Below are 19,923 nucleotides of genomic sequence, written 5' to 3'. Positions count from 1 at the left end.
TTGTTCTTTTTTTCCTTTTTTTCTTATTGTTCACCCTCTGTAATTAACATGGATGTGTTGCCGCTTTTTTCAAGATGGCATTCGCCCCAAGTACAAAGAGAATCAAGAATCGATTCTAAAGACCACCCGTAGTCAGTGAGGGAATATTCTACTTTTGGTGGTACTTGATTATATACCTTTCTGTGAATAACGCCATCTTCTTCTAATTCACGTAGTTGCTGTGTTAACATTTTTTGTGTAATACCAGGCATTAAACGTTTTAGTTCACTCGTTCTCTTTGTACCTTTCGTTAAGTGGCAAAGAATAACGACTTTCCATTTTCCGCCGATAACCTCTAAAGTTGCCTCCACAGGAATATTATATTTCTTCATATAAAAATCTCCTTTGATGAACATAGATTTCAGTTCTTCAATAAAAGAAGCTAAATAAACTTAAATGTTACTTTTTAGTGCCTATGGCACTTTAAAGTGCGTACTTTTTATCGTGTTGAATATGTTTCATAATAGCATACGTAAGAGGGAAATGAGTAGTACGGTACTAAAAAGTGCCTATGTTACTTTTTGGTACCTATCGTACTTTAAAGTGCGTTCTTCAAAAAGAGAATGAAACGAATCATAATAGTATTTATAAGCAATAAAGTTATTTTTGTAGAAGATAAAAAGGCCTTTTTATCATACTATTATGATTGGATTTCTTGAATTAAGGAGGAGTTCAATTGAATTCATATACAGTATCTTCTTCGGCTGTTCAGACGAATCGAAGAAGTATGTTAGCTTTATTAGCGCTAGCAATTAGTGCGTTTGGGATTGGTACAACCGAGTTTATTAGCGTTGGTTTATTACCGTCTATTTCAGAGGATTTACATGTTTCTGTTACAACAGCGGGCTTAACCGTTTCTTTATATGCATTAGGAGTAGCGTTTGGCGCTCCTGTGTTAACGGCGTTAACAGCTACTATGTCGAGAAAGACGTTATTAATGTGGATTATGATTGTTTTCATTATTGGTAATGGAATTGCAGCGGTAGCAACGAGTTTTACTGTTTTACTTATAGCAAGGGTTGTCTCTGCATTTGCACATGGTGTTTTTATGTCAATTGGTTCAACGATTGCAGCTGCACTCGTCCCAGAAAATAAACGTGCTAGCGCAATTGCTTTTATGTTTACAGGTTTAACCGTTGCGACTATTACAGGTGTCCCTATTGGAACATTTATTGGTCAACAATTTGGCTGGAGAGCATCGTTTATGGTGATTGTATTAATTGGAATTGTTGCCTTAGTCGCAAATAGCGTGCTAATTCCGTCTAATTTAAAAAAAGGTACGTCTGTATCATTTCGTGATCAACTCAAACTAATCACGAATGGAAGACTATTACTTGTTTTCATCATTACTGCATTAGGATACGGGGGAACGTTTGTAACATTTACGTATTTATCTCCGCTATTACAAGAAGTGACAGGGTTTAAAGTAAGTACCGTTACAATTATTTTGTTAGTGTATGGAATCGCAATTGCGATTGGAAATATGATTGGCGGGAAGTTATCAAATCATAATCCAATTCGCGCATTATTTTATATGTTTTTCATTCAAGCAATTGTATTATTCGTACTAACATTTACAGCGCCATTTCAAGTAGCTGGGCTTATTACAATTATTTTCATGGGACTATTCGCATTTATGAACGTTCCCGGGCTACAAGTGTATGTCGTTATATTGGCTGAACGTTTCGTGCCGAGTGCCGTTGATGTTGCATCAGCAATTAACATTGCAGCGTTTAACGCAGGGATTGCCCTCGGTGCTTATTTAGGGGGCATTGTAACGAACTCGTTAGGGCTAATTCATACAGCTTGGGTAGGCGGCATTATGGTAGTAGGCGCTGTTATTTTAACAGCATGGAGTATGAGCTTAGAAAAAAGAGATCAAGTGAAATAAGGGAGAGAAGAGTATAATGAAAAATTTACAAAGTAAAACAGTATTGCATAACGGTGTAGAAATGCCTTGGTTCGGTTTAGGTGTATTTAAAGTAGAAGATGGACCGGAACTGGTAGAGGCTGTTAAATTGGCAATTAAAGCAGGATACCGTAGTATTGATACGGCTGCGATTTATGGAAATGAAAAAGCGGTTGGAGAAGGCATTCGCGCTGGTATAAAAGAAGCAGGAATTTCGCGAGAAGATTTATTCATTACGTCAAAAGTATGGAATGCAGATCAAGGGTATGAAACAACACTTGCTGCATATGAAGAGAGCTTAAAAAAATTAGAGCTAGATTATTTAGATTTATATCTTGTTCATTGGCCTGTTGAAGGGAAATATAAAGATTCGTGGAGAGCTTTAGAAACACTTTATAAAGAAGAGCGTGTACGTGCAATTGGTGTAAGTAACTTCCAAATCCATCACCTGAAGGATGTAATGGAAGGTGCAGAAATTAAACCGATGATTAATCAAGTCGAATATCATCCGCGTTTAACGCAAAAGGAACTGCAAGCTTTCTGTAAAGAGCAAGGTATTCAACTGGAAGCATGGTCACCGCTTATGCAAGGTCAACTATTAGATAATGAAACATTACAAGAAATTGCTAATAAATATGGTAAGACAACAGCTCAAGTTATTTTACGATGGGATCTGCAAAACGAAGTTGTAACAATTCCAAAATCAACGAAAGAACATCGTATTATTGCAAATGCTGATATATTTAACTTCGAATTAACGAAAGAAGATATGGAAAAAATCGATGCGTTAAACGAAAATCACCGTGTTGGTCCAGACCCTGATAACTTTGATTTCTAAATTTATAGTGGAGAGAAAGAGTGCAAACAGTTAGCACTCTTTTTTTTTGTTTTGCTTATGCATAAAAAAATGTTCTAACTAAATAATAAACAGTAGTAAATTTGTTATTTTATAAGGGGTTGTAGACATGAATATAAAACGATCGTTCAAGCTAATGGCTGCTTTTTTGAGTGTTTTATTTGTATTTACGAACTTATTATTCCCACTTCAAAAAGCATCCGCAGAAGTTATGGATCATACAAAGTATGAAATGGATTGGAGTTATAGTAGGTCAAAGAAGAAGCCAATTCGAACAGAACTTATTAAAACTGCAGATGGTAAAATTGCTTTTTGCTTAAATGTTGATTTGAAATCTCCAAGTGGTCAAGATTTACCGGAAATGGGGAAAGTGGATATTGAAGTGTACCGCGTATTATTAAACGGATATCCACAGAAGAGTCCGCAAGAATTAGGTGTTTCTGATTGGAGAGATGCACATTACGCAACGCAGCTTGCGGTGTGGAATGCGTTAAAACAAATTGATATTAACGATTTAGATTTTCGTAATAAAAATGTAGAAAAAGTAACGAAAGATATAGTTGCAAGAGCAAGCGCTAGTGAGGAACTACAAGAAATTACGATGAGTGTAAATCCTACAGAAGAACAAGAAGCAGTATTGAAAGATGAGTTTTTTGAAACTGGTTTATATACAGTGCAAACAAACGCAAAAAGCGGAACGTATAAAGTACAAGCAACAGGTGCACCAGAAGGCGCGAAGTTCGTAAATGAAAAAGGTGAAGTGAAAACTGAATTTAATGTAGGAGAGAAATTCCGCATTTTAATTCCGAAACAAACGCCATCGGGTGGATTTAGCTTTAAAGTATCAGGAAATTTAACGAAATTACAAGGAATTGCGCATAAAGGAACGCCGACGATTCAAAATGCAGTTGTGTTACTTGAGCGTAGTGAAGAAAAAACGAGTCCAGAGTTAGCGGTAAGTTGGAAGAAGGCTGAAGGGCCACATAAACCAAATAAACCGAATCAACATAAAAGATAAAGGAAAAAGCATTGGCATTTGCCAATGCTTTTTCTTATGCACACATCATTAATTATATTAGGGAAATATAATTAATGATGTAATACAAGATGATGTTAAGAAGACAGAAGAAAAGTTCTTTAAAATTACAGAGCAAGGTTTAACAGAGGGTATACAAGAGGTAAAAGCTTAAAAGAAATAAAAAAGGCTCGTAAACATAATGTTTACGAGCTTTTTTATTACTCAGCTTCAGAAACAACTGTGAAGCGTTCATTTATATGTTTTGGATTTTCGATTTCATCAAGTGCTGCTACTGCGAAGTCTTCGTAACTTACGTAGCTATCACCTTTTGAGTTCACAAGAAGGTTGTCTTTACCAGCTTTGTAAGAACCAGTGCGTTTTCCTAGTGCAAATAGCGCAGAAGGGCTGATGAATGTCCAAGTAATATCGTTTGTTTGTTGTAAGATTTCTAAGTTTTTACCTTGGTTTTGAGCAGTTGCTAGGTATTCTTTTGGGAATCCTGGTGTGTCGAATACACGTGTTGTTTTCTCTTCGTCTACAAATAGGCTTCCAGCTCCGCCCACTACAAGTAATTTTGTATTTGGTGCACCTTTTAGTGCTTCAATTAGTACGTTTCCTGCATCTACGTGAAGGTGCTCTTCACCCGCTGGAGCACCGAATGCATTTACAACAACATCGAATGCTTGTAGGTCATTAGATGTAAGGTTGAATACATCTTTCTCTAAAACTTTTACATTGTCTTCTGTAATTTTTGCAGCGCTTCTTACGATGGCAGTTACTTCATGTCCGCGATCTAATGCTTCTTTTAAAATACGACTTCCTGCTTTTCCGCTTGCTCCGATAATTCCGATTTTCATAATAAATCCCTCCAAAGTGTTTTGTTAAAGTGTATATCCGAAAACGAATAAACGTATTGTAATTGTGTTTGTTACAACTCGATGTAACAATTATAGTTACAGGTTGGCGTTTTTGTCAATGGGGGTGTTTATGAATTTATTTTTTGTTTTAGTATGTGCAGCTAGTAAAAGTAAAGTCATAAAAACAAAATAACCCTGCTGGGCAACCTAATATTTGGAAGTCATAAAGTGTCGAAAAATGTTGATTTTTGAATATTTTTTGAATATAATTCGATTTATGGAGAAAAGGAGGGGTTAATTGTATGAATATTTTAGAACAATTCGTTTCATCAACGAATACAATTCTTTGGTCATATATTCTTATTGCAATGTTAATTGGTTTAGGGCTTTATTTTTCTATTAAATTGAAATTCGTACAAATTACTCATTTAGGGGAAATGGTTCGACTAATGAGTGATGGATTAACTGGAAAGTCACGTAAAAAGGGCAGTGTATCGTCATTCCAAGCTTTTTGTATGAGTTCAGCAGCTCGTATTGGTATCGGGAACTTAGCTGGTGTAGCACTAGCTATTTCAATGGGAGGACCTGGAGCTGTATTTTGGATGTGGGTTATTGCGATTATCGGGGCGTCTTCAAGTTTCGTAGAAAGTACGCTTGCGCAAATTTATAAAATAAAAGATGGCAGTGGATTCCGTGGTGGTCCTGCTTATTATATGGAAAAAGGTTTAAATAAACGTTGGATGGGGATTTGGTTCTCTATTCTAATCACAATTAGTTACGGTTTAATTTTTAACTCAGTACAAGCAAATACAGTGACATTAGCATTTAAAAATGCTTTCGGTGTTGAGCGTTATATTGTAGGGATTGTACTTGCAGCATTAGTCGCGGTTATTATTTTTGGTGGTGTGAAAAGTATTGCGCGTATGTCAGAAATGATCGTTCCGCCGATGGCAATTATTTATATTGCAGTAGCTATTTTCGTTGTTATTAAAAACTTCTATTTACTACCAGATGTGTTTACAGAAATCTTTAAAGGTGCATTCGGTTTAGATTCAGCTGTAGGTGGCGGTATCGGTGCTGCGATGAAATATGGTATCCAGCGCGGATTATTTGCAAACGAAGCAGGTATGGGTAGTGCACCGAACGCAGCAGCAACCGCTGATGTAACGCATCCAGCGAAACAAGGTTTTATTCAAACGATCGGTGTTTTAGTAGATACGTTCTTAGTATGTACATCAACAGCATTTATCGTATTATGTTCTGGTGCGTATAAAGCGACAAATTTAGAAGGTATTGAATTAACACAAAATGCATTAAGTTCACAAATTGGCTCATGGGCAAGTAGCTTTTTAGCGATTATTATTTTCTTATTTGCTTTCAGTTCACTTCTAGGAAACTACTATTATGGTGAAACGAATATTGAATTCATTAAACAAAGCAAAACTTGGTTAACGATTTATCGTATTGCGGTAGTGGGAATGGTATTATTCGGTTCTGTTGCGACGCTTCAAGTCGTATGGAATATGGCGGATTTATTCATGGGTCTAATGGTAATCACAAACTTAATTGCGATTACACTTCTTGGACGATTTGCGTATGCTGCATTAGCAGACTATGTAAGGCAAAAGAAACAAGGGAAAGATCCAGTTTTCAGTGCAGATTCTATTCCTGGTTTAACGAACACAGAGTGTTGGGATAAACCAGCGGTAACGGATAAAGAAAAAGCAGTATAATAAAAAGGCGAGCATCGGGAGAAAATCGATGCTCGCCTTTTTTGTTGTAATAAATGATGTAAAGGGTAAAAGATGAACATTATTATAGCTTTTACAAAAATACATATGTTAGGAAAGTTAACATCATTGTGTGATAAAACCTTACATTTTTGTCGAAAATCCTTGATTGCTAAAAGTTTTTAGAATATAATTTTCTTATTGGTAGAAGAGGGGAGTACAATTATGGACTTTTTAGCTAAGGTAATTGGGGATGTAAATAATATTCTTTGGTCATATATCATTATTGCGATGTTAATTGGGTTAGGGCTCTACTTTTCATTTCGTGTGAAATTTGTCCAAGTTCGTTACTTCGGTGAAATGATTCGCTTACTTGGGGATGGAGCGAGTTCGAAAACAAGAAAAGCGCAAAAAGAAAAAAGTGGCGTATCTTCATTCCAAGCATTTTGTATGAGCACAGCTTCTCGTGTAGGTACTGGTAACTTAGCTGGTGTAGCTATTGCAATCTCAGCGGGTGGTCCAGGAGCTGTATTTTGGATGTGGTTAATCGCTGTAATTGGGGGTGCTTCTGCATTTGTAGAGAGCACATTAGCGCAAATTTATAAAGTAAAAGATGGGAATGCATTCCGAGGTGGTCCAGCGTATTATATGGAAAAGGGATTAAATAAGCGCTGGCTTGGAGCTATTTTCTCTGTTTTAATAACAGTAAGTTTCGGATTGATTTTTAACGCTGTACAGTCTAATACTGTAGCAGCAGCTTTTGATGGTGCATTTAAAACAGATAGCAGACTTGTTGGTGTTGTTATGGCTGGTTTACTTGCAATCATTATTTTCGGTGGGGTTAAGCGAATTGCTCGTGCAGTTGAAATGATTGTTCCAGTAATGGCAATTATATATGTAGCAGTTGCATTGTTCGTTGTTGTAACAAACATTACGGCAATTCCGTATGTATTTAAAGAAATTTTCTTACATGCTTTCGGAATTAAAGAAGTAGTAGGTGGAGGATTAGGAGCTGCGATTTTACTAGGGGTAAAACGTGGATTATTCTCAAATGAAGCAGGTATGGGTAGTGCGCCGAATGCAGCTGCGACTGCAAACGTAACGCACCCAGTTAAACAAGGTTTCATTCAAACTTTAGGGGTATTTACAGATACATTATTAATTTGTAGTTGTACAGCATTTATTATTTTATTATCAGATGTGCATAATGCGGCTGATTTAAATGGAATTCAATTAACACAGCAAGCATTAAGTCAACATATCGGACCGTGGGCTTCTATATTTGTAGCAGTTGCAATCTTCTTGTTTGCATTCAGTTCATTAGTAGGTAACTACTATTATGGTGAAACAAATATTGAATTCTTAAATGGAAGTAAAGTTTTATTAACAGCATATCGTATTGCTGTACTTGGTATGGTTGTGTTAGGTTCTGTAGCAACAATTCAAATTGTTTGGGATTTAGCAGATTTATTCATGGGTATTATGGCTATTATTAACTTAGTTGCAATTGTATTCCTTTCTAAATTCGCTTTCGCTGCATTATCAGATTACGTAAAGCAAAAGAAACAAGGGAAAGATCCAGTCTTTTATGCGGAATCTATTCCTGGTTTGAATAATACAGAGTGCTGGGACAAGCCAGCAGTAGCAGATAAAGAAAAAGCAGTATAATAAAAAGGCGAGTATCAAAGAAATTTGATGCTCGTTTTTTTTATGGCAATAAACGGAGTGTAGAGGTAAAAGACGAACATTAATGAGGGTTTTATAATGAAATGTAATTTTTTTAGAGAAATATGAGGATGTGAGTTGTAATTTGTGTTAGAATGGAAAATGGCTTTGGGACAAGAGATTTTATGGTCTTTCATATCCGACTAATGGTTTGAGAGGATAAATGGAAAGTTCGGATTATTTCTTATTTCGAGTTGTCAGACGTTCAACATTAAAGAAGAGTTAAATGGAGGATTTTATTAATGAAGTTTGTTATGTTTCTTGTAGGATTACTCGTTGTATTTGTACTCGGTTTTCTTATAAGTGCGGATCGAAAGAAGATTAAGTATAAACCAATCATGGTTATGCTTGTTATTCAGTTAGCGTTAACGTATTTCTTATTAAATACACAAGTTGGTTATATTTTAGTAAAAGGAATTTCGGATGGATTTGGGGCGCTTCTTGGATATGCGGAATCTGGAATCGTTTTCGTATTTGGAGGTCTTGTTAATAAAGGAGAAGTTTCATTCTTCTTAACGGCATTATTACCAATCGTATTCTTTGCGGTATTAATCGGAATTCTGCAGCATTTTAAAATTTTACCGATATTTATTCGTGCTATTGGTACTTTGTTAAGTAAAGTAAATGGTCTAGGAAAACTAGAATCATATAATGCAGTAGCGGCTGCAATTGTTGGACAAGCAGAAGTATTCATTACAGTAAAAGATCAATTAAGTAAAATCCCGAAACATCGTTTATATACACTATGTGCATCTTCGATGTCGACAGTATCGATGTCAATCGTTGGTTCTTATATGAAAATGATTGAGCCGAAATATGTAGTAACAGCACTTGTATTAAATTTATTTAGTGGTTTCATTATTATTCATATTATTAATCCGTACGATATTACGGAAGAAGAGGATACACTAAAGTTAGAAAATAAGAAAAAGCAATCATTCTTTGAAATGCTGAGCGAATATATTATGCTTGGTTTCACGATTGCGATTACGGTAGCAGCAATGTTACTTGGTTTCGTAGCATTAATTACAGCAATCAATAGCTTGTTTGATTCAGTGTTCGGTATTACATTCCAAGCTATTTTAGGATATATCTTCTCACCATTAGCGTTCGTAATGGGTATCCCGCAATCAGAAATGGTAACAGCGGGACAAATTATGGCAACGAAATTAGTATCGAACGAATTTGTTGCGATGCTTGATCTAGGAAAAGTAGCTGGTGATTTATCAGCTCGTACAGTCGGTATTCTTTCTGTATTCCTTGTATCATTTGCGAACTTTTCATCTATCGGAATTATTGCAGGTGCAACGAAAGGAATTGATGAAAACCAATCAAACGTTGTTTCATCATTTGGATTACGACTTGTATACGGTGCGACACTAGTAAGTCTTTTATCAGCGATTATCGTTGGTGTTATGTTATAAAAAAGGATAGCCCTAGCTCATAGTTAGGGCTATTGTTTTATGGTAATTTTACATAAAAAAACCAATTAGTTAGGAATATATTAACATATAAAAATCTTTTAAAATTTATATTGCATTTCGTCTAGATAACGCTTACAATTTGATTTGTAGGTGGTATCAATTTCAGACTTTCAATACGGTAGGAGAGAAGAGGCTACCTTTTATAAATTGCAATTTATGTAAACGCTTACTGATTTTAGGTGACAGTTGAATAGTATTTAGGGGTTTAAAATTTTTTTAACATCAATGGTCAGACGTCATTCGTTATACGTTATACGACCAATAACTCGTGGGAGAAGTGGAGGATTCACATATGAAACTAGTAATGTTTCTAGTCGGTTTACTTGTAGTGTTTGTACTAGGTTTCCTTATCAGTTCAGATCGTAAGAAAATTAAATATAAACCAATTGCAGTTATGCTTGTTATTCAATTGGTACTTGCGTATTTCTTACTAAATACAAAGATCGGATTTGTATTAGTAAAAGGGATTGCAGATGGATTTGGCGCTATTTTAAAATTTGCGGAAGCTGGGGTTAATTTCGTATTTGGTGGTCTAGCAAACGATGGACAAGCACCATTCTTCTTAACAGTATTATTACCGATTATTTTCTTAGCAGTATTAATCGGGATTTTACAACATATTAAAATTTTACCGATTATCATTCGTGCAGTCGGTTTCGTATTAAGTAAAATTAACGGTTTAGGAAAATTAGAATCATATAATGCAGTAGCGGCTGCAATTGTTGGTCAAGGTGAAGTATTCATTACAGTAAAAGACCAACTAAGCAAATTACCGAAAAATCGTTTATACACACTATGTGCATCTTCAATGTCAACAGTATCGATGTCAATCGTCGGTTCTTACATGAAAATGATTGATCCAAAATATGTAGTAACAGCACTTGTACTAAACTTATTTAGTGGATTCATTATCGTTCACATCATTAATCCATATGACGTAAAAGAAGAAGACGATATTTTAGAATTACAAGAAGATAAGAAACAAACATTCTTTGAAATGTTAGGCGAATATATTATGCTTGGTTTCTCTATCGCTGTAACAGTAGCGGCGATGTTAATCGGTTTCGTAGCATTAATTACAGCAATTAACGGTGTATTCGATTCAATTTTCGGAATCACATTCCAAAGCATTTTAGGATATATCTTCTCACCATTAGCATTCATAATGGGTATTCCAACATCAGAGATGCTACAAGCAGGACAAATTATGGCAACGAAATTAGTAACAAACGAATTTGTTGCGATGCTTGATTTAGGAAAAGTAGCTGGCGACTTATCAGCTCGTACAGTAGGTATTTTATCAATCTTCCTTGTATCATTTGCGAACTTCTCATCTATCGGAATTATCGCAGGTGCAACGAAGAGTATCGATGGAAAACAAGCAAACGTTGTATCTTCTTTCGGATTAAAACTTGTATACGGTGCAACGTTAGTAAGTATATTATCAGCGATTATCGTTGGGGTTATGCTTTAATAAATTAAGAAAAGCAATGAGCGCGGGCTCATTGCTTTTTTTGTTATTCAGCCGGAGGCGTAAATGTACGCTTCTCTAATTCAGCATCTAGCATAAATAGTGCATTTGAATCGTTTGTAATACGCTTTAATTTTTGAATGATGCTATCGAATGAAGCTTCTTCTTCTACTTGCTCGTCAACGAACCATTTTAAGAACGTAATTGTTGCGTGTTCGCGCTCATCCCAAGCGATATCAGATAAGTTATAAATGCGTTTCGTTACTTCACGCTCGTGCTCAAGTGCGACTTCAAAAGCGTTCAATACAGATTCATATTCATTATTAGGATTATCAAACCCAGTAATAATAGCGCGCTCGCCGCGGTCATTAATATAGTTGTAAAGCTTCATTGCGTGGAAACGCTCTTCTTCAGCTTGTACAAGGAAAAAGTTAGCGAAGCCATCATAGCTCTCGGCTGTACAGTAAGCAGCCATTGCCATGTAAGCGTGGGCAGAGTAGAATTCAAAGTTCATTTGTTCATTTAGTGCATCATGTAATTTTTTTGATAACATAATAAAACTCCTCCTTTGTATCGTGACAAAGTTATTATATCATAATTGATAATATTCTCATTTAGTCACTTCGAACCTTTTCGAAAGCTTTGTGACGTGTGCTTCCATAATGTCTTGCAAATCTAAATCATATTTTTGCGAGAGAATAATAAGATTCGCAAGAACATCCCCAAGTTCTTCTTTTAATTCTAACCGTAATTCCTCTTGTCCTTTCGTTTGTTCATCAGGACGATCACGACCAATTTCAATTGCGCGCACAACGCGTGAAACTTCCCCAACTTCTTCAGTTAAGAAATTTAAGCGAATAAAGGAGTTATACTGAGACCAGCTCCGTTTTTCGTAAAATTCCTCAACCCATCTTTGAAATGCAACAATATCCATTTCTTCCTCATCCCTTCAATATGTTGTACAATATTCATTGTATCATGACAATATATAGTTTCGGGGTGTAGGAATGAGAAAGATTTGTGTGTTTGCAGGTTCAAATTTAGGGGAAAGACCAGAATTTAAAGAGCAGGCAATTCAATTAGGGAAAATGTTTGTTGAGAATGATTATGAGCTTGTATACGGTGGTTCATGCGTTGGATTAATGGGAGAAGTAGCAAACGAAGTTCTTCGCTTAGGTGGACGCGTAACGGGTGTTATGCCGCGTGGTTTATTCCGCGGTGAAATTGTTCATACAGGATTAACAGAATTAATTGAAGTAGAAACGATGCATGAGCGTAAGGCGAAAATGGCAGAGCTTGCAGATGCTTTCATTGCATTACCGGGCGGATATGGAACGTTTGAAGAGCTATTTGAAGTTGTGTGTTGGTCACAAATTGGTATACATAATAAGCCGGTTGGTTTATTAAACATTAAAGATTTTTACGGACCAATTTTACAAATGATTGATCGTGCAGCTGAAGAGGGCTTTATGAATCCGTCAAATAAAGAGTTAATCGTTTCAGCTGAGACGGCAGACGAATTAATTTATAAGATACAAAATTACGAGCGTCCTGTTTTGGGGACGAAGTGGAAGCAACTATCATAGTACATTTTTATAGAAACACATGTCTGTTTTATCGTAAAAAGGCATGTGTTTTTAATTTGGTTAAATATGTTAGTGTTGGAGTACAATGTTTTATGGAAGGGGACATAGATGGAAGAGTTTGTGTACTTACGTCCGGTTTTTAAAAGCATTTTAGCAGCGTCTATTCTTGCTATGCTAATTGTTTTAAGACAGAAGAAAGAGCTGATTAATGAGTTTTCGCTTTGGTTTATTTCTATATTGTGTATCGGTGTTTCGGCGATAACACTTTTTATGTCTGGGTTTATCGTTGATGAGTATAATCTAGGCGGAGATCCAGAATCGTTTTATATGTTTATTGGGATTATTTTTATTAGCGGTCTAAATTTTACTATTTACTATAGACGGAAATAACAAGGAAGGCATTCCATATTACTTTGGAATGCCTTTATCACTTTGATTACTTTGTTTTTTATACAGGTACCAGCCACCCCAACCGCCACCAATTGCTGCAACAATGAGGAAAGGATAGTCTTTAACCTCGACATGTATGTTGAAAATATTAGCTATAAGTAAGAGAATCCCAACTGTTATTAACGCGAAAAATGCCCGAATTAAGTAGTCTTTCAACTGAACCACTCCCGCCATTTAAGTAGTAAATGATGAATTTGGAAAAGCTTTTTGGATCTGTTTACTAAAGGGTGTTTTCTATATTTTAACATAAAAGGGATTGTAATATATTGATAAAAGTAGAGGAGGGGGTACTAACATTGTCACTATTTGTCGCAAAGTCGATATATTTGAAAAATCGCCGATATAATTCCATGTACCATCATGTTTGAGCACTGCATAAAAAGAAGCGACTCTGAACGAGCCGCTTCCACTTTAAGTTATTATCCAGCTCCAGCGGCTAGAATGTTCGGTGGCTTCGCTTTTTCCTGCGAGGCAAAGAGCGCCTCTACGTCAAAAACTCCATCCTTCTCACATTCTGAACGAGCCGCTTCCGCTTTTAAGTTATTATTGATTCAAGAATGCACGTAGCATCCAAGCGTGTTTTTCTAGTTCTGTGTAGATGCCAAGTAGTAAGTCCGATGTCATTTCATCGTCAGAGTCTTGTGCAATTTCCATACCTTTTTTCAATTCGCCTAGCATCATTTCGTAGTCTTTCATGATTGCTTCGACCATCCCTTCTGCAGTTTCTCCGTAAGCTGCTTCTTGAATAGAAGATAGTTCTAAGTATTCTTTCATTGTTGCTACTGGTTTGCCACCAATTGCTAAAATACGTTCTGCAATTTCATCGATGTGAGTAGCTGATTCTGTGTAAAGCTCTTCAAATTTCTCATGTAGTGTGAAGAATTGAGGTCCTTTTACGTACCAATGGAAGTTGTGTAGTTTTGTAAATAAAACGCTCCAGTTTGCTACCTGTTTGTTTAATACTTCGATTACTTGTTTATTCATTATGATCAATCTCCTTTTGAGTTGTTATGTTATATCGATTACTAATTTATAATTATTATAATCTAGTAATTTGTATAAATCAACCCTTTTGCTGGAATTAATTTGAACAAATTATGAACTGTTGTAAATAAAAATCCCTATTACTGTGAAGTAATAGGGATTTTTATTTAGTATCCAGCTCCGGTGACTAGAACAGTCGGTCATTTCGCGCCTTCCTGTGAGGCAAAAAGCGCCTCTTCGTCAGGAGCTCCAATGCCCTCCTGTTCTGAGCAAGTCACCTCCGCTTTTAGTTGATATCCAGCTCCAGCGGCTAGAATGTTCGGTGGCTTCGCTTTTTCCTGCGAGGCAAAGGGCGCCTCTACGTCAAAAGCTCCATCCTCCTTACATTCTGAACGAGCCGCTTCCGCTTTTATTTGTTATACAGCCTGCTGTTTCTCTTCTATATCCTGTCCATCCCAGCACTCCGTATTTTTTAAGTCAGGGATAGAACTTGCATAGAAAACAGGATCTTTTCCTTGTTTCTTTTGCTTAATATAGTCTACTAATGCTGCGTAGGCGAACTTGCTAAGGAATGAGATGGCAATTAAGTTTGTGAATACCATTAGCCCCATAAATAAATCAGCTAAACTCCAAACTGTTTGAAGGGCAGCGATTGATCCGAAGAACACCATTCCGACAACTGCAACGCGATAAATCATTAACCATGTTTTGCTTTCTTTAATGAATGCGATATTTGTTTCACCATAATAGTAGTTTCCTAGTAAGGAACTGAAAGCAAATAGGAAAATAATAATCGCTAAGAAAGTGCTTGCCCACGGTCCGATTTGTGAACTTAATGCTTGCTGTGTTAATTCAATTCCTTGTAAATTTGATCCTTTGTAAAGTCCAGAACATAATACGATAAATGCTGTTGATGTACATACTAAGAATGTGTCTACGAAAACACCTAATGCTTGAACAAGTCCTTGTTTTGCAGGGTGAGATACATCTGATGTTGCAGCTGCATTAGGAGAGCTACCCATACCTGCTTCTGTCGCGAATAAACCGCGCTGAATTCCGAACTTGATTGCTGCTCCAATACCACCAGCGATGGCTTGGTCTAAACCGAATGCACCGTTAAATATTTCTAGAAAAATGCTTGGTAACATATTGAAGTTTTTAATAACGACAAAAATAGCCACACCAATATAAACGATTGCCATTGGAGGAACAATCATTTCTGTAATACGTGAAATGCTCTTCACACCGCCAAAAATAATAACTGCAACTAATAAAGCTAATAGAGCTCCTACGATAGTTCGCCCTAGTCCAAAAGCATTTTCAAACGCTATTGTTACTGTATTTGCTTGTACTGAATTGAAAATTAATCCGTACGCAACTGTAATGAGAAGTGAAAACCAGACACCCATCCAGCGTTTGTTTAACCCTTTTTCCATGTAATATGCTGGTCCACCACGGAATCTGCTTCCATCTTTTACTTTATAAATTTGGGCAAGCGTACATTCCACAAAACTAGTAGCTGCTCCGAGAATAGCGATAAACCACATCCAAAATACTGCGCCTGGTCCACCCATGGAAATTGCTAATGCTACACCAGCTAAGTTCCCGATACCGATGCGTGCCGCTGCACTTAAGCAAAATGCTTGGAATGGGGAGATGCTATCTTTTTTCTTTTCTTTTTGACTGAATCCTTTACTAATTAAACTGACCATCTCACCGAAATGCGTAATTTGGACAAATTTCAATTTAATAGAGAAATAAAGACCGAAGCCGATTAACATTGCAATAAGAATATATGACCACAAAATATTATTCGTCACCTCAAGGAATCTGCTAAAGATATCAACCATATAATACACTTCCTTTTTTTCATAATAAGAAAATTATATGCAAAAAATATACCAGAATCAAATTTTCTAAAAAAACATGTTACTTAAATACGTTTTATGTTATGATTAAGTTACATCGTAATATTTTTAGAATTATTTACATTTTAAAAAACTAAATTTAAAGCGAAAAAGAGGGGATAATTTGAAAGAAGAATCTTTATTGAAAGTAAGTCTTGAGAATTTGAAAATGAGAAGTAATGTATTTTTTATCATTACATCTTTAAGTATCTTTTTAGGGGCCACTTATTATTACAATAAAAGATTTCCAAATCACAGGTACCCTGAATGGTTAGAATTTCTAAAATTGATTGGATGAATAAAAGACAGAAAAACAGAAAATTCAAATAAAAATTGTTGTGGAGGAGCTAAATATGAATATTAGAGAAAGTGAACTTCCGGGTATTGGGTATAAGTTTCAAATCGTTACGAAAGGTAACGAAAAGATGGTGATTGTCATTCATGATGATGGGCGTAGAGAAATGTATCATTTTGATTCAGATCATGAAGAAAGTATCTCAAGTATTTCACTGCGTGACTCAGAGGCAAGACAAATTGCAGCAATATTAGGCGGAATGGTGTATAAACCTCGAGCATTAGAAAATGTTGAGATGGTTTTTGAAGGTTTAGCGATTGAGTGGTTCAAAGTGGAGAATGCAGCTCCAGCAATCGGAAAAACAATTGGTGATCTTGAAATAAGAAAAACATATAGCGTAACGATAATTGCAGTTATGAAAAAGAATATGAAAAAGCTATTTAATCCAGGACCAGAAACGGTAATTGAAGAAGGAGATATGCTTGTAGTTTCAGGTGAGAGAGAAGAAATTAAAAAAATTATTAATGAATTACTTTCAAATAGGGGGACTGACTAGATGGATACTTTAATTTTTGAAGTTGGTACAGCGTTAATATTAGTTGCAATTGCTGCGGTGATTGCTGGAAAGTTTAAATTCTCAGTAATTCCTTTTCTAATTGTGCTCGGAATGTTAGTAGGGCCGCACGCGCCGACAATAGGTGTTATCGATCTCAAATTTATTGAAAGTGCAAGTGTGATTTCCTTCCTTGGAAGGATTGGCGTTCTGTTCCTTCTTTTCTATCTAGGATTAGAATTTTCGATGAAAAAACTAATTAAATCTGGACGTTCTATTGCTATCGGTGGAACAATCTATATTTTGATCAACTTCTCACTTGGGTTATTATATGGATTTTTAATGGGGTTCCCTTTATTAGAAATCTTAATTATTGCGGGTATTATTACGATTTCTTCTAGCGCTATCGTTGCTAAAGTGTTAGTGGATTTAAGAAGAACTGGTAATAATGAAACCGAACTAATTTTAGGAATTATTATGTTTGAAGATATATTCCTTGCTGTATATTTATCGGTAGTTTCTGGCTTAGTCCTTGGGGATCACGCTTCATTCTTAGGTGCTCTCACTTCAATTGGAATTGCTTTAGGATATATGCTTCTATTCTTTATTGTAGCTAGAAAGGCTACGCCGTTATTAAATAAACTGTTGAATATTAGTTCAGATGAAATCTTTATTATTGTAGTATTTGCTTCGTTATTCTTTATTGCAGGTTTTTCAGAAACAATTCACGTTGCAGAAGCAATCGGGGCACTTCTTTTAGGACTAGTTTTCTCTGAGACAGAGCATAGTGATCGAATCGAACATCTTGTTGTTCCATTTAGAGACTTTTTCGGAGCTATTTTCTTCTTCAGTTTCGGGTTAAGTATAGATCCGTTCTCATTAGGCGGAGCAATATGGCTAACGTTAGGTGCTGTACTCCTTACAATAATCGGTAACTTTGTAGCGGGAATGATTGCAGGAAGACAAGCTGGATTATCTCATAAAGCATCGACAAATATTGGTCTAACAATTGTTTCAAGAGGAGAATTCTCTATCATCATGGCCAACATTGGTATTGCGGGTGGTTTAATGTCAGTATTGAAGCCATTCTCTGCGCTATATGTGCTCATCCTATCCATTTTAGGACCGCTTCTTACTAAGGAATCAAATAATATATATAAGTTCTTGAATAAAATCTTTAAGTGGAATACAAAGACTACCTAAACTTAGAAAAAACAAAAGTACAAGATATTCACTTCTTGTACTTTTATTTTGGATAATTAAAACAGTAAAGAGAGAGGCAAAAGATGTTAGGAGATTTAATTCATTCAGTTTTAGTTTTTCTAGAAGGACTCGGTTATTGGGGAATTATGCTTGGATTAATGCTGGAAGTTATCCCAAGTGAAATAGTGTTATCGTATGCAGGGTATTTAGTATCAACAGGAAGCATTACATTTTGGGGTGCTGTTGCATTCGGTACAATTGGCGGTGTAATCGCGCAACTATTTATTTATTGGATCGGCCGTTACGGGGGAAGACCAGTTCTGGAACGCTATGGGAAATATATTTTAATTCAAAAGAAACATATTGATTATGCGGAAGCGTGGTTTAATCGTTATGGAACTGGTGTTATCTTTACAGCGCGTTTTATTCCTGTTGTACGTCATGCTATTTCGATACCAGCAGGTATTGCGAAAATGTCGCATGTTAAATTTATTACGCTGACTACACTTGCTGTTATTCCGTGGTCAATTGTATTTGTGTATTTAGGCCTAAAATTAGGTGAAGAATGGGAAAGTATCAATAAAGTGGCTGGCCCTTATGTTAAATATTTTGCACTTGCGGCTATAGGGTTTGGCATTTGTTATTTCGTGTTGAAAAAAGTACGAAAACAGAGTAACAAATAGGAATATATTATGTATAAAGCTTTGCTTTGAAAAATTGACATATAAGATCGGATTTTATAAAAATCATTATCGTGAAGGAATCTATTGATAAATAGATTCCTTTTTTACAAGAAATAGATATGACGCCACATTGGTTAGAGAGGGATATGTTTAATATTTACCATATTGTGGCATATATATAAGAAAAGGGAGTTTGGGAAGGGGAATATAGAGAAATGGAACTCCAGTTTCAAAATGTATATCAACAAGTTGAGAATTGGTATGTGTTGGATTCGGAGCTTCCTTGGGATGTCAAAAGGATTAGAAATGATTTGTTTTCTCTTATTGAAGTAAGTAAAACGCCAGTTATTTTTTGTGATACGTGTGATGCAAATAATGTGCTTTTAGCACTAGGGGAAGAAGAAGAGGAGTTTTTATTCCCAGTAGGTGGTTTTTATCATAAGGAAAAACAATTAATTTTCGTTTGTATGTGGGAAGAGTATGAGCAAGTGCTTAAAACACTTTTGCATGAATTTCGCCATGCGATGCAGCATAAGAGGGATGTATTGTATGTTGGAAGTGAATCGTACGAAGAGAGATGGATTGAGAAAGATGCGAGGAAGTTCGCGGAGAGGAAAGTAGATGAATATAAAAATAGAAAATTGATGTAAAGCATAGTGGAGAAATAGTGCTGTGCTTTCTTTTCTGCTTACTAAAAATAAGTATTTGACTTTTATAAAGTTTAGTTCTAAACTAATAATATCAAACGAGCGAGGTGATGGAATGAAAACAGAAGATAGACTAGGGTTACTATTATGGTTTCGTTTATCACGCTTTTATAATAGAAGTATTCGTGAGACAAATCAGCATTTGAAAAAGTGGAATGTATCTGCTGCTCAGTTTGATGTATTAGTTCAAATTGGAGGCCACGATCGTTTAACGCAGCAAGAACTTGGAAATAAGCTATTTGTTACGAAAGGAAATGTCACTCAGCTTTTAAATAAAATGGAGCAGCTGGAGTGGATTGGGCGTGAACAAGAAGGTACTACGAAATATATTTCGTTAACAGAAAAGGGAAGAGCTTTATATGAGGAAATCGTCCCACCTCAAGAAACGTTCCAAGCGGAGCAGTTTCATAATTTAAATATAGAAGAACAAAATCAATTATTAAAATTACTAAAAAAATTACAGTAA

21 protein-coding genes are annotated in these 19,923 nt (G+C 35.8%); 14 read left to right on the top strand and 7 right to left on the bottom strand.

Going from position 1 to position 19,923, the window contains the following annotated elements; genetic code table 11:
• Positions 1 to 23: 23 nt before the first annotated feature.
• Positions 24 to 371, bottom strand: coding sequence for a winged helix-turn-helix transcriptional regulator (locus tag VK90_RS22925; protein WP_002174138.1), 348 nt, complete (start codon positions 369 to 371; stop codon positions 24 to 26).
• Between the two features lie 395 nt (positions 372 to 766).
• Between VK90_RS22925 and VK90_RS22920 the strand changes: the two genes are divergently transcribed.
• The 3 genes from VK90_RS22920 (at position 767) to VK90_RS22910 (ending at position 3,822) form a co-directional block, all read left to right on the top strand.
• A complete protein-coding gene (locus tag VK90_RS22920; RefSeq protein ID WP_197088227.1) occupies positions 767 to 1,930 on the top strand; it encodes an MFS transporter in 1,164 nt (387 codons plus the stop codon).
• A gap of 16 nt (positions 1,931 to 1,946) precedes the next feature.
• The gene (locus tag VK90_RS22915) at positions 1,947 to 2,786 is read left to right on the top strand and encodes an aldo/keto reductase (RefSeq protein WP_048375465.1); all 840 of its coding nucleotides are present in this window, start codon (positions 1,947 to 1,949) and stop codon (positions 2,784 to 2,786) included.
• Between the two features lie 127 nt (positions 2,787 to 2,913).
• The gene (locus VK90_RS22910) at positions 2,914 to 3,822 is read left to right on the top strand and encodes a thioester domain-containing protein (RefSeq protein ID WP_048375463.1); all 909 of its coding nucleotides are present in this window, start codon (positions 2,914 to 2,916) and stop codon (positions 3,820 to 3,822) included.
• Between the two features lie 218 nt (positions 3,823 to 4,040).
• Here VK90_RS22910 and VK90_RS22905 read toward each other — a convergent pair whose 3' ends face one another.
• Positions 4,041 to 4,679 (bottom strand): NAD(P)-dependent oxidoreductase, encoded by a 639-nt coding sequence (locus tag VK90_RS22905; RefSeq protein ID WP_048375461.1) that lies wholly within the window; start codon positions 4,677 to 4,679, stop codon positions 4,041 to 4,043.
• 302 nt (positions 4,680 to 4,981) lie between these two features.
• Here VK90_RS22905 and VK90_RS22900 point away from each other — a divergent pair, with 302 nt between their 5' ends.
• From VK90_RS22900 to VK90_RS22885, 4 genes are all read left to right on the top strand, one after another.
• Entirely contained in the window at positions 4,982 to 6,412 is a 1,431-nt protein-coding gene (locus tag VK90_RS22900) for an alanine/glycine:cation symporter family protein (RefSeq protein ID WP_048375459.1), read from the top strand.
• A gap of 222 nt (positions 6,413 to 6,634) precedes the next feature.
• Positions 6,635 to 8,077: an alanine/glycine:cation symporter family protein gene (locus VK90_RS22895; RefSeq protein ID WP_048375457.1), complete on the top strand. Its 1,443-nt coding sequence runs from the start codon at positions 6,635 to 6,637 to the stop codon at positions 8,075 to 8,077.
• Between the two features lie 299 nt (positions 8,078 to 8,376).
• Complete coding sequence (locus VK90_RS22890; RefSeq protein ID WP_048375455.1) at positions 8,377 to 9,558, top strand: NupC/NupG family nucleoside CNT transporter; 1,182 nt, start codon at positions 8,377 to 8,379, stop codon at positions 9,556 to 9,558.
• 352 nt (positions 9,559 to 9,910) lie between these two features.
• Positions 9,911 to 11,092 carry a NupC/NupG family nucleoside CNT transporter gene (locus VK90_RS22885; protein WP_048375453.1) on the top strand — a complete coding sequence of 394 codons (1,182 nt, stop codon included), beginning with the start codon at positions 9,911 to 9,913 and terminating at the stop codon, positions 11,090 to 11,092.
• Positions 11,093 to 11,135: 43 nt separating this feature from the next.
• On the opposite strand, the gene VK90_RS22880 is transcribed toward VK90_RS22885, so the two are convergent.
• Both VK90_RS22880 and VK90_RS22875 read right to left on the bottom strand, forming a co-directional pair.
• A complete protein-coding gene (locus VK90_RS22880; protein WP_002174129.1) occupies positions 11,136 to 11,642 on the bottom strand; it encodes a ferritin in 507 nt (168 codons plus the stop codon).
• Between the two features lie 57 nt (positions 11,643 to 11,699).
• Positions 11,700 to 12,023: a MazG nucleotide pyrophosphohydrolase domain-containing protein gene (locus VK90_RS22875; RefSeq protein WP_002174128.1), complete on the bottom strand. Its 324-nt coding sequence runs from the start codon at positions 12,021 to 12,023 to the stop codon at positions 11,700 to 11,702.
• Between the two features lie 88 nt (positions 12,024 to 12,111).
• Here VK90_RS22875 and VK90_RS22870 point away from each other — a divergent pair, with 88 nt between their 5' ends.
• Both VK90_RS22870 and VK90_RS22865 read left to right on the top strand, forming a co-directional pair.
• The gene (locus VK90_RS22870; protein WP_197088225.1) at positions 12,112 to 12,675 is read left to right on the top strand and encodes a TIGR00730 family Rossman fold protein; all 564 of its coding nucleotides are present in this window, start codon (positions 12,112 to 12,114) and stop codon (positions 12,673 to 12,675) included.
• 108 nt (positions 12,676 to 12,783) lie between these two features.
• Complete coding sequence (locus VK90_RS22865; protein ID WP_048375448.1) at positions 12,784 to 13,065, top strand: hypothetical protein; 282 nt, start codon at positions 12,784 to 12,786, stop codon at positions 13,063 to 13,065.
• Positions 13,066 to 13,083: 18 nt separating this feature from the next.
• Here the strand turns inward: VK90_RS22865 and VK90_RS22860 are convergent, their stop codons facing one another.
• The 3 genes from VK90_RS22860 to VK90_RS22850 all read right to left on the bottom strand — a co-directional run bounded on the left by VK90_RS22860 (position 13,084) and on the right by VK90_RS22850 (position 15,959).
• On the bottom strand, positions 13,084 to 13,281 hold the full coding sequence (locus VK90_RS22860; RefSeq protein ID WP_048375446.1) for a hypothetical protein: 198 nt from the start codon (positions 13,279 to 13,281) through the stop codon (positions 13,084 to 13,086).
• Positions 13,282 to 13,668: 387 nt separating this feature from the next.
• Positions 13,669 to 14,109: a Dps family protein gene (locus VK90_RS22855; RefSeq protein WP_002174124.1), complete on the bottom strand. Its 441-nt coding sequence runs from the start codon at positions 14,107 to 14,109 to the stop codon at positions 13,669 to 13,671.
• A 416-nt stretch (positions 14,110 to 14,525) separates the two neighbouring features.
• Positions 14,526 to 15,959, bottom strand: a complete 1,434-nt coding sequence (locus VK90_RS22850; RefSeq protein WP_048375445.1) for an alanine/glycine:cation symporter family protein — start codon at positions 15,957 to 15,959, stop codon at positions 14,526 to 14,528.
• 410 nt (positions 15,960 to 16,369) lie between these two features.
• Here VK90_RS22850 and VK90_RS22845 point away from each other — a divergent pair, with 410 nt between their 5' ends.
• The 5 genes from VK90_RS22845 to VK90_RS22825 all read left to right on the top strand — a co-directional run bounded on the left by VK90_RS22845 (position 16,370) and on the right by VK90_RS22825 (position 19,923).
• Positions 16,370 to 16,867 (top strand): cation:proton antiporter regulatory subunit, encoded by a 498-nt coding sequence (locus VK90_RS22845; RefSeq protein WP_001026069.1) that lies wholly within the window; start codon positions 16,370 to 16,372, stop codon positions 16,865 to 16,867.
• Positions 16,868 to 18,067, top strand: coding sequence for a cation:proton antiporter (locus tag VK90_RS22840; RefSeq protein ID WP_048375443.1), 1,200 nt, complete (start codon positions 16,868 to 16,870; stop codon positions 18,065 to 18,067).
• A gap of 83 nt (positions 18,068 to 18,150) precedes the next feature.
• Complete coding sequence (locus VK90_RS22835; protein ID WP_048375441.1) at positions 18,151 to 18,750, top strand: DedA family protein; 600 nt, start codon at positions 18,151 to 18,153, stop codon at positions 18,748 to 18,750.
• A gap of 215 nt (positions 18,751 to 18,965) precedes the next feature.
• The gene (locus VK90_RS22830; protein WP_048375439.1) at positions 18,966 to 19,400 is read left to right on the top strand and encodes a DUF3920 family protein; all 435 of its coding nucleotides are present in this window, start codon (positions 18,966 to 18,968) and stop codon (positions 19,398 to 19,400) included.
• Between the two features lie 112 nt (positions 19,401 to 19,512).
• Positions 19,513 to 19,923 carry a MarR family winged helix-turn-helix transcriptional regulator gene (locus tag VK90_RS22825; RefSeq protein WP_002174117.1) on the top strand — a complete coding sequence of 137 codons (411 nt, stop codon included), beginning with the start codon at positions 19,513 to 19,515 and terminating at the stop codon, positions 19,921 to 19,923.

Source organism: Bacillus sp. LK2, from assembly GCF_001043575.1.
Lineage (GTDB): Bacteria > Bacillota > Bacilli > Bacillales > Bacillaceae_G > Bacillus_A > Bacillus_A paramycoides.
The sequence above is the reverse complement of the archived record's forward strand: the minus strand, read 5'-3'. Positions and strand labels throughout refer to the sequence as shown.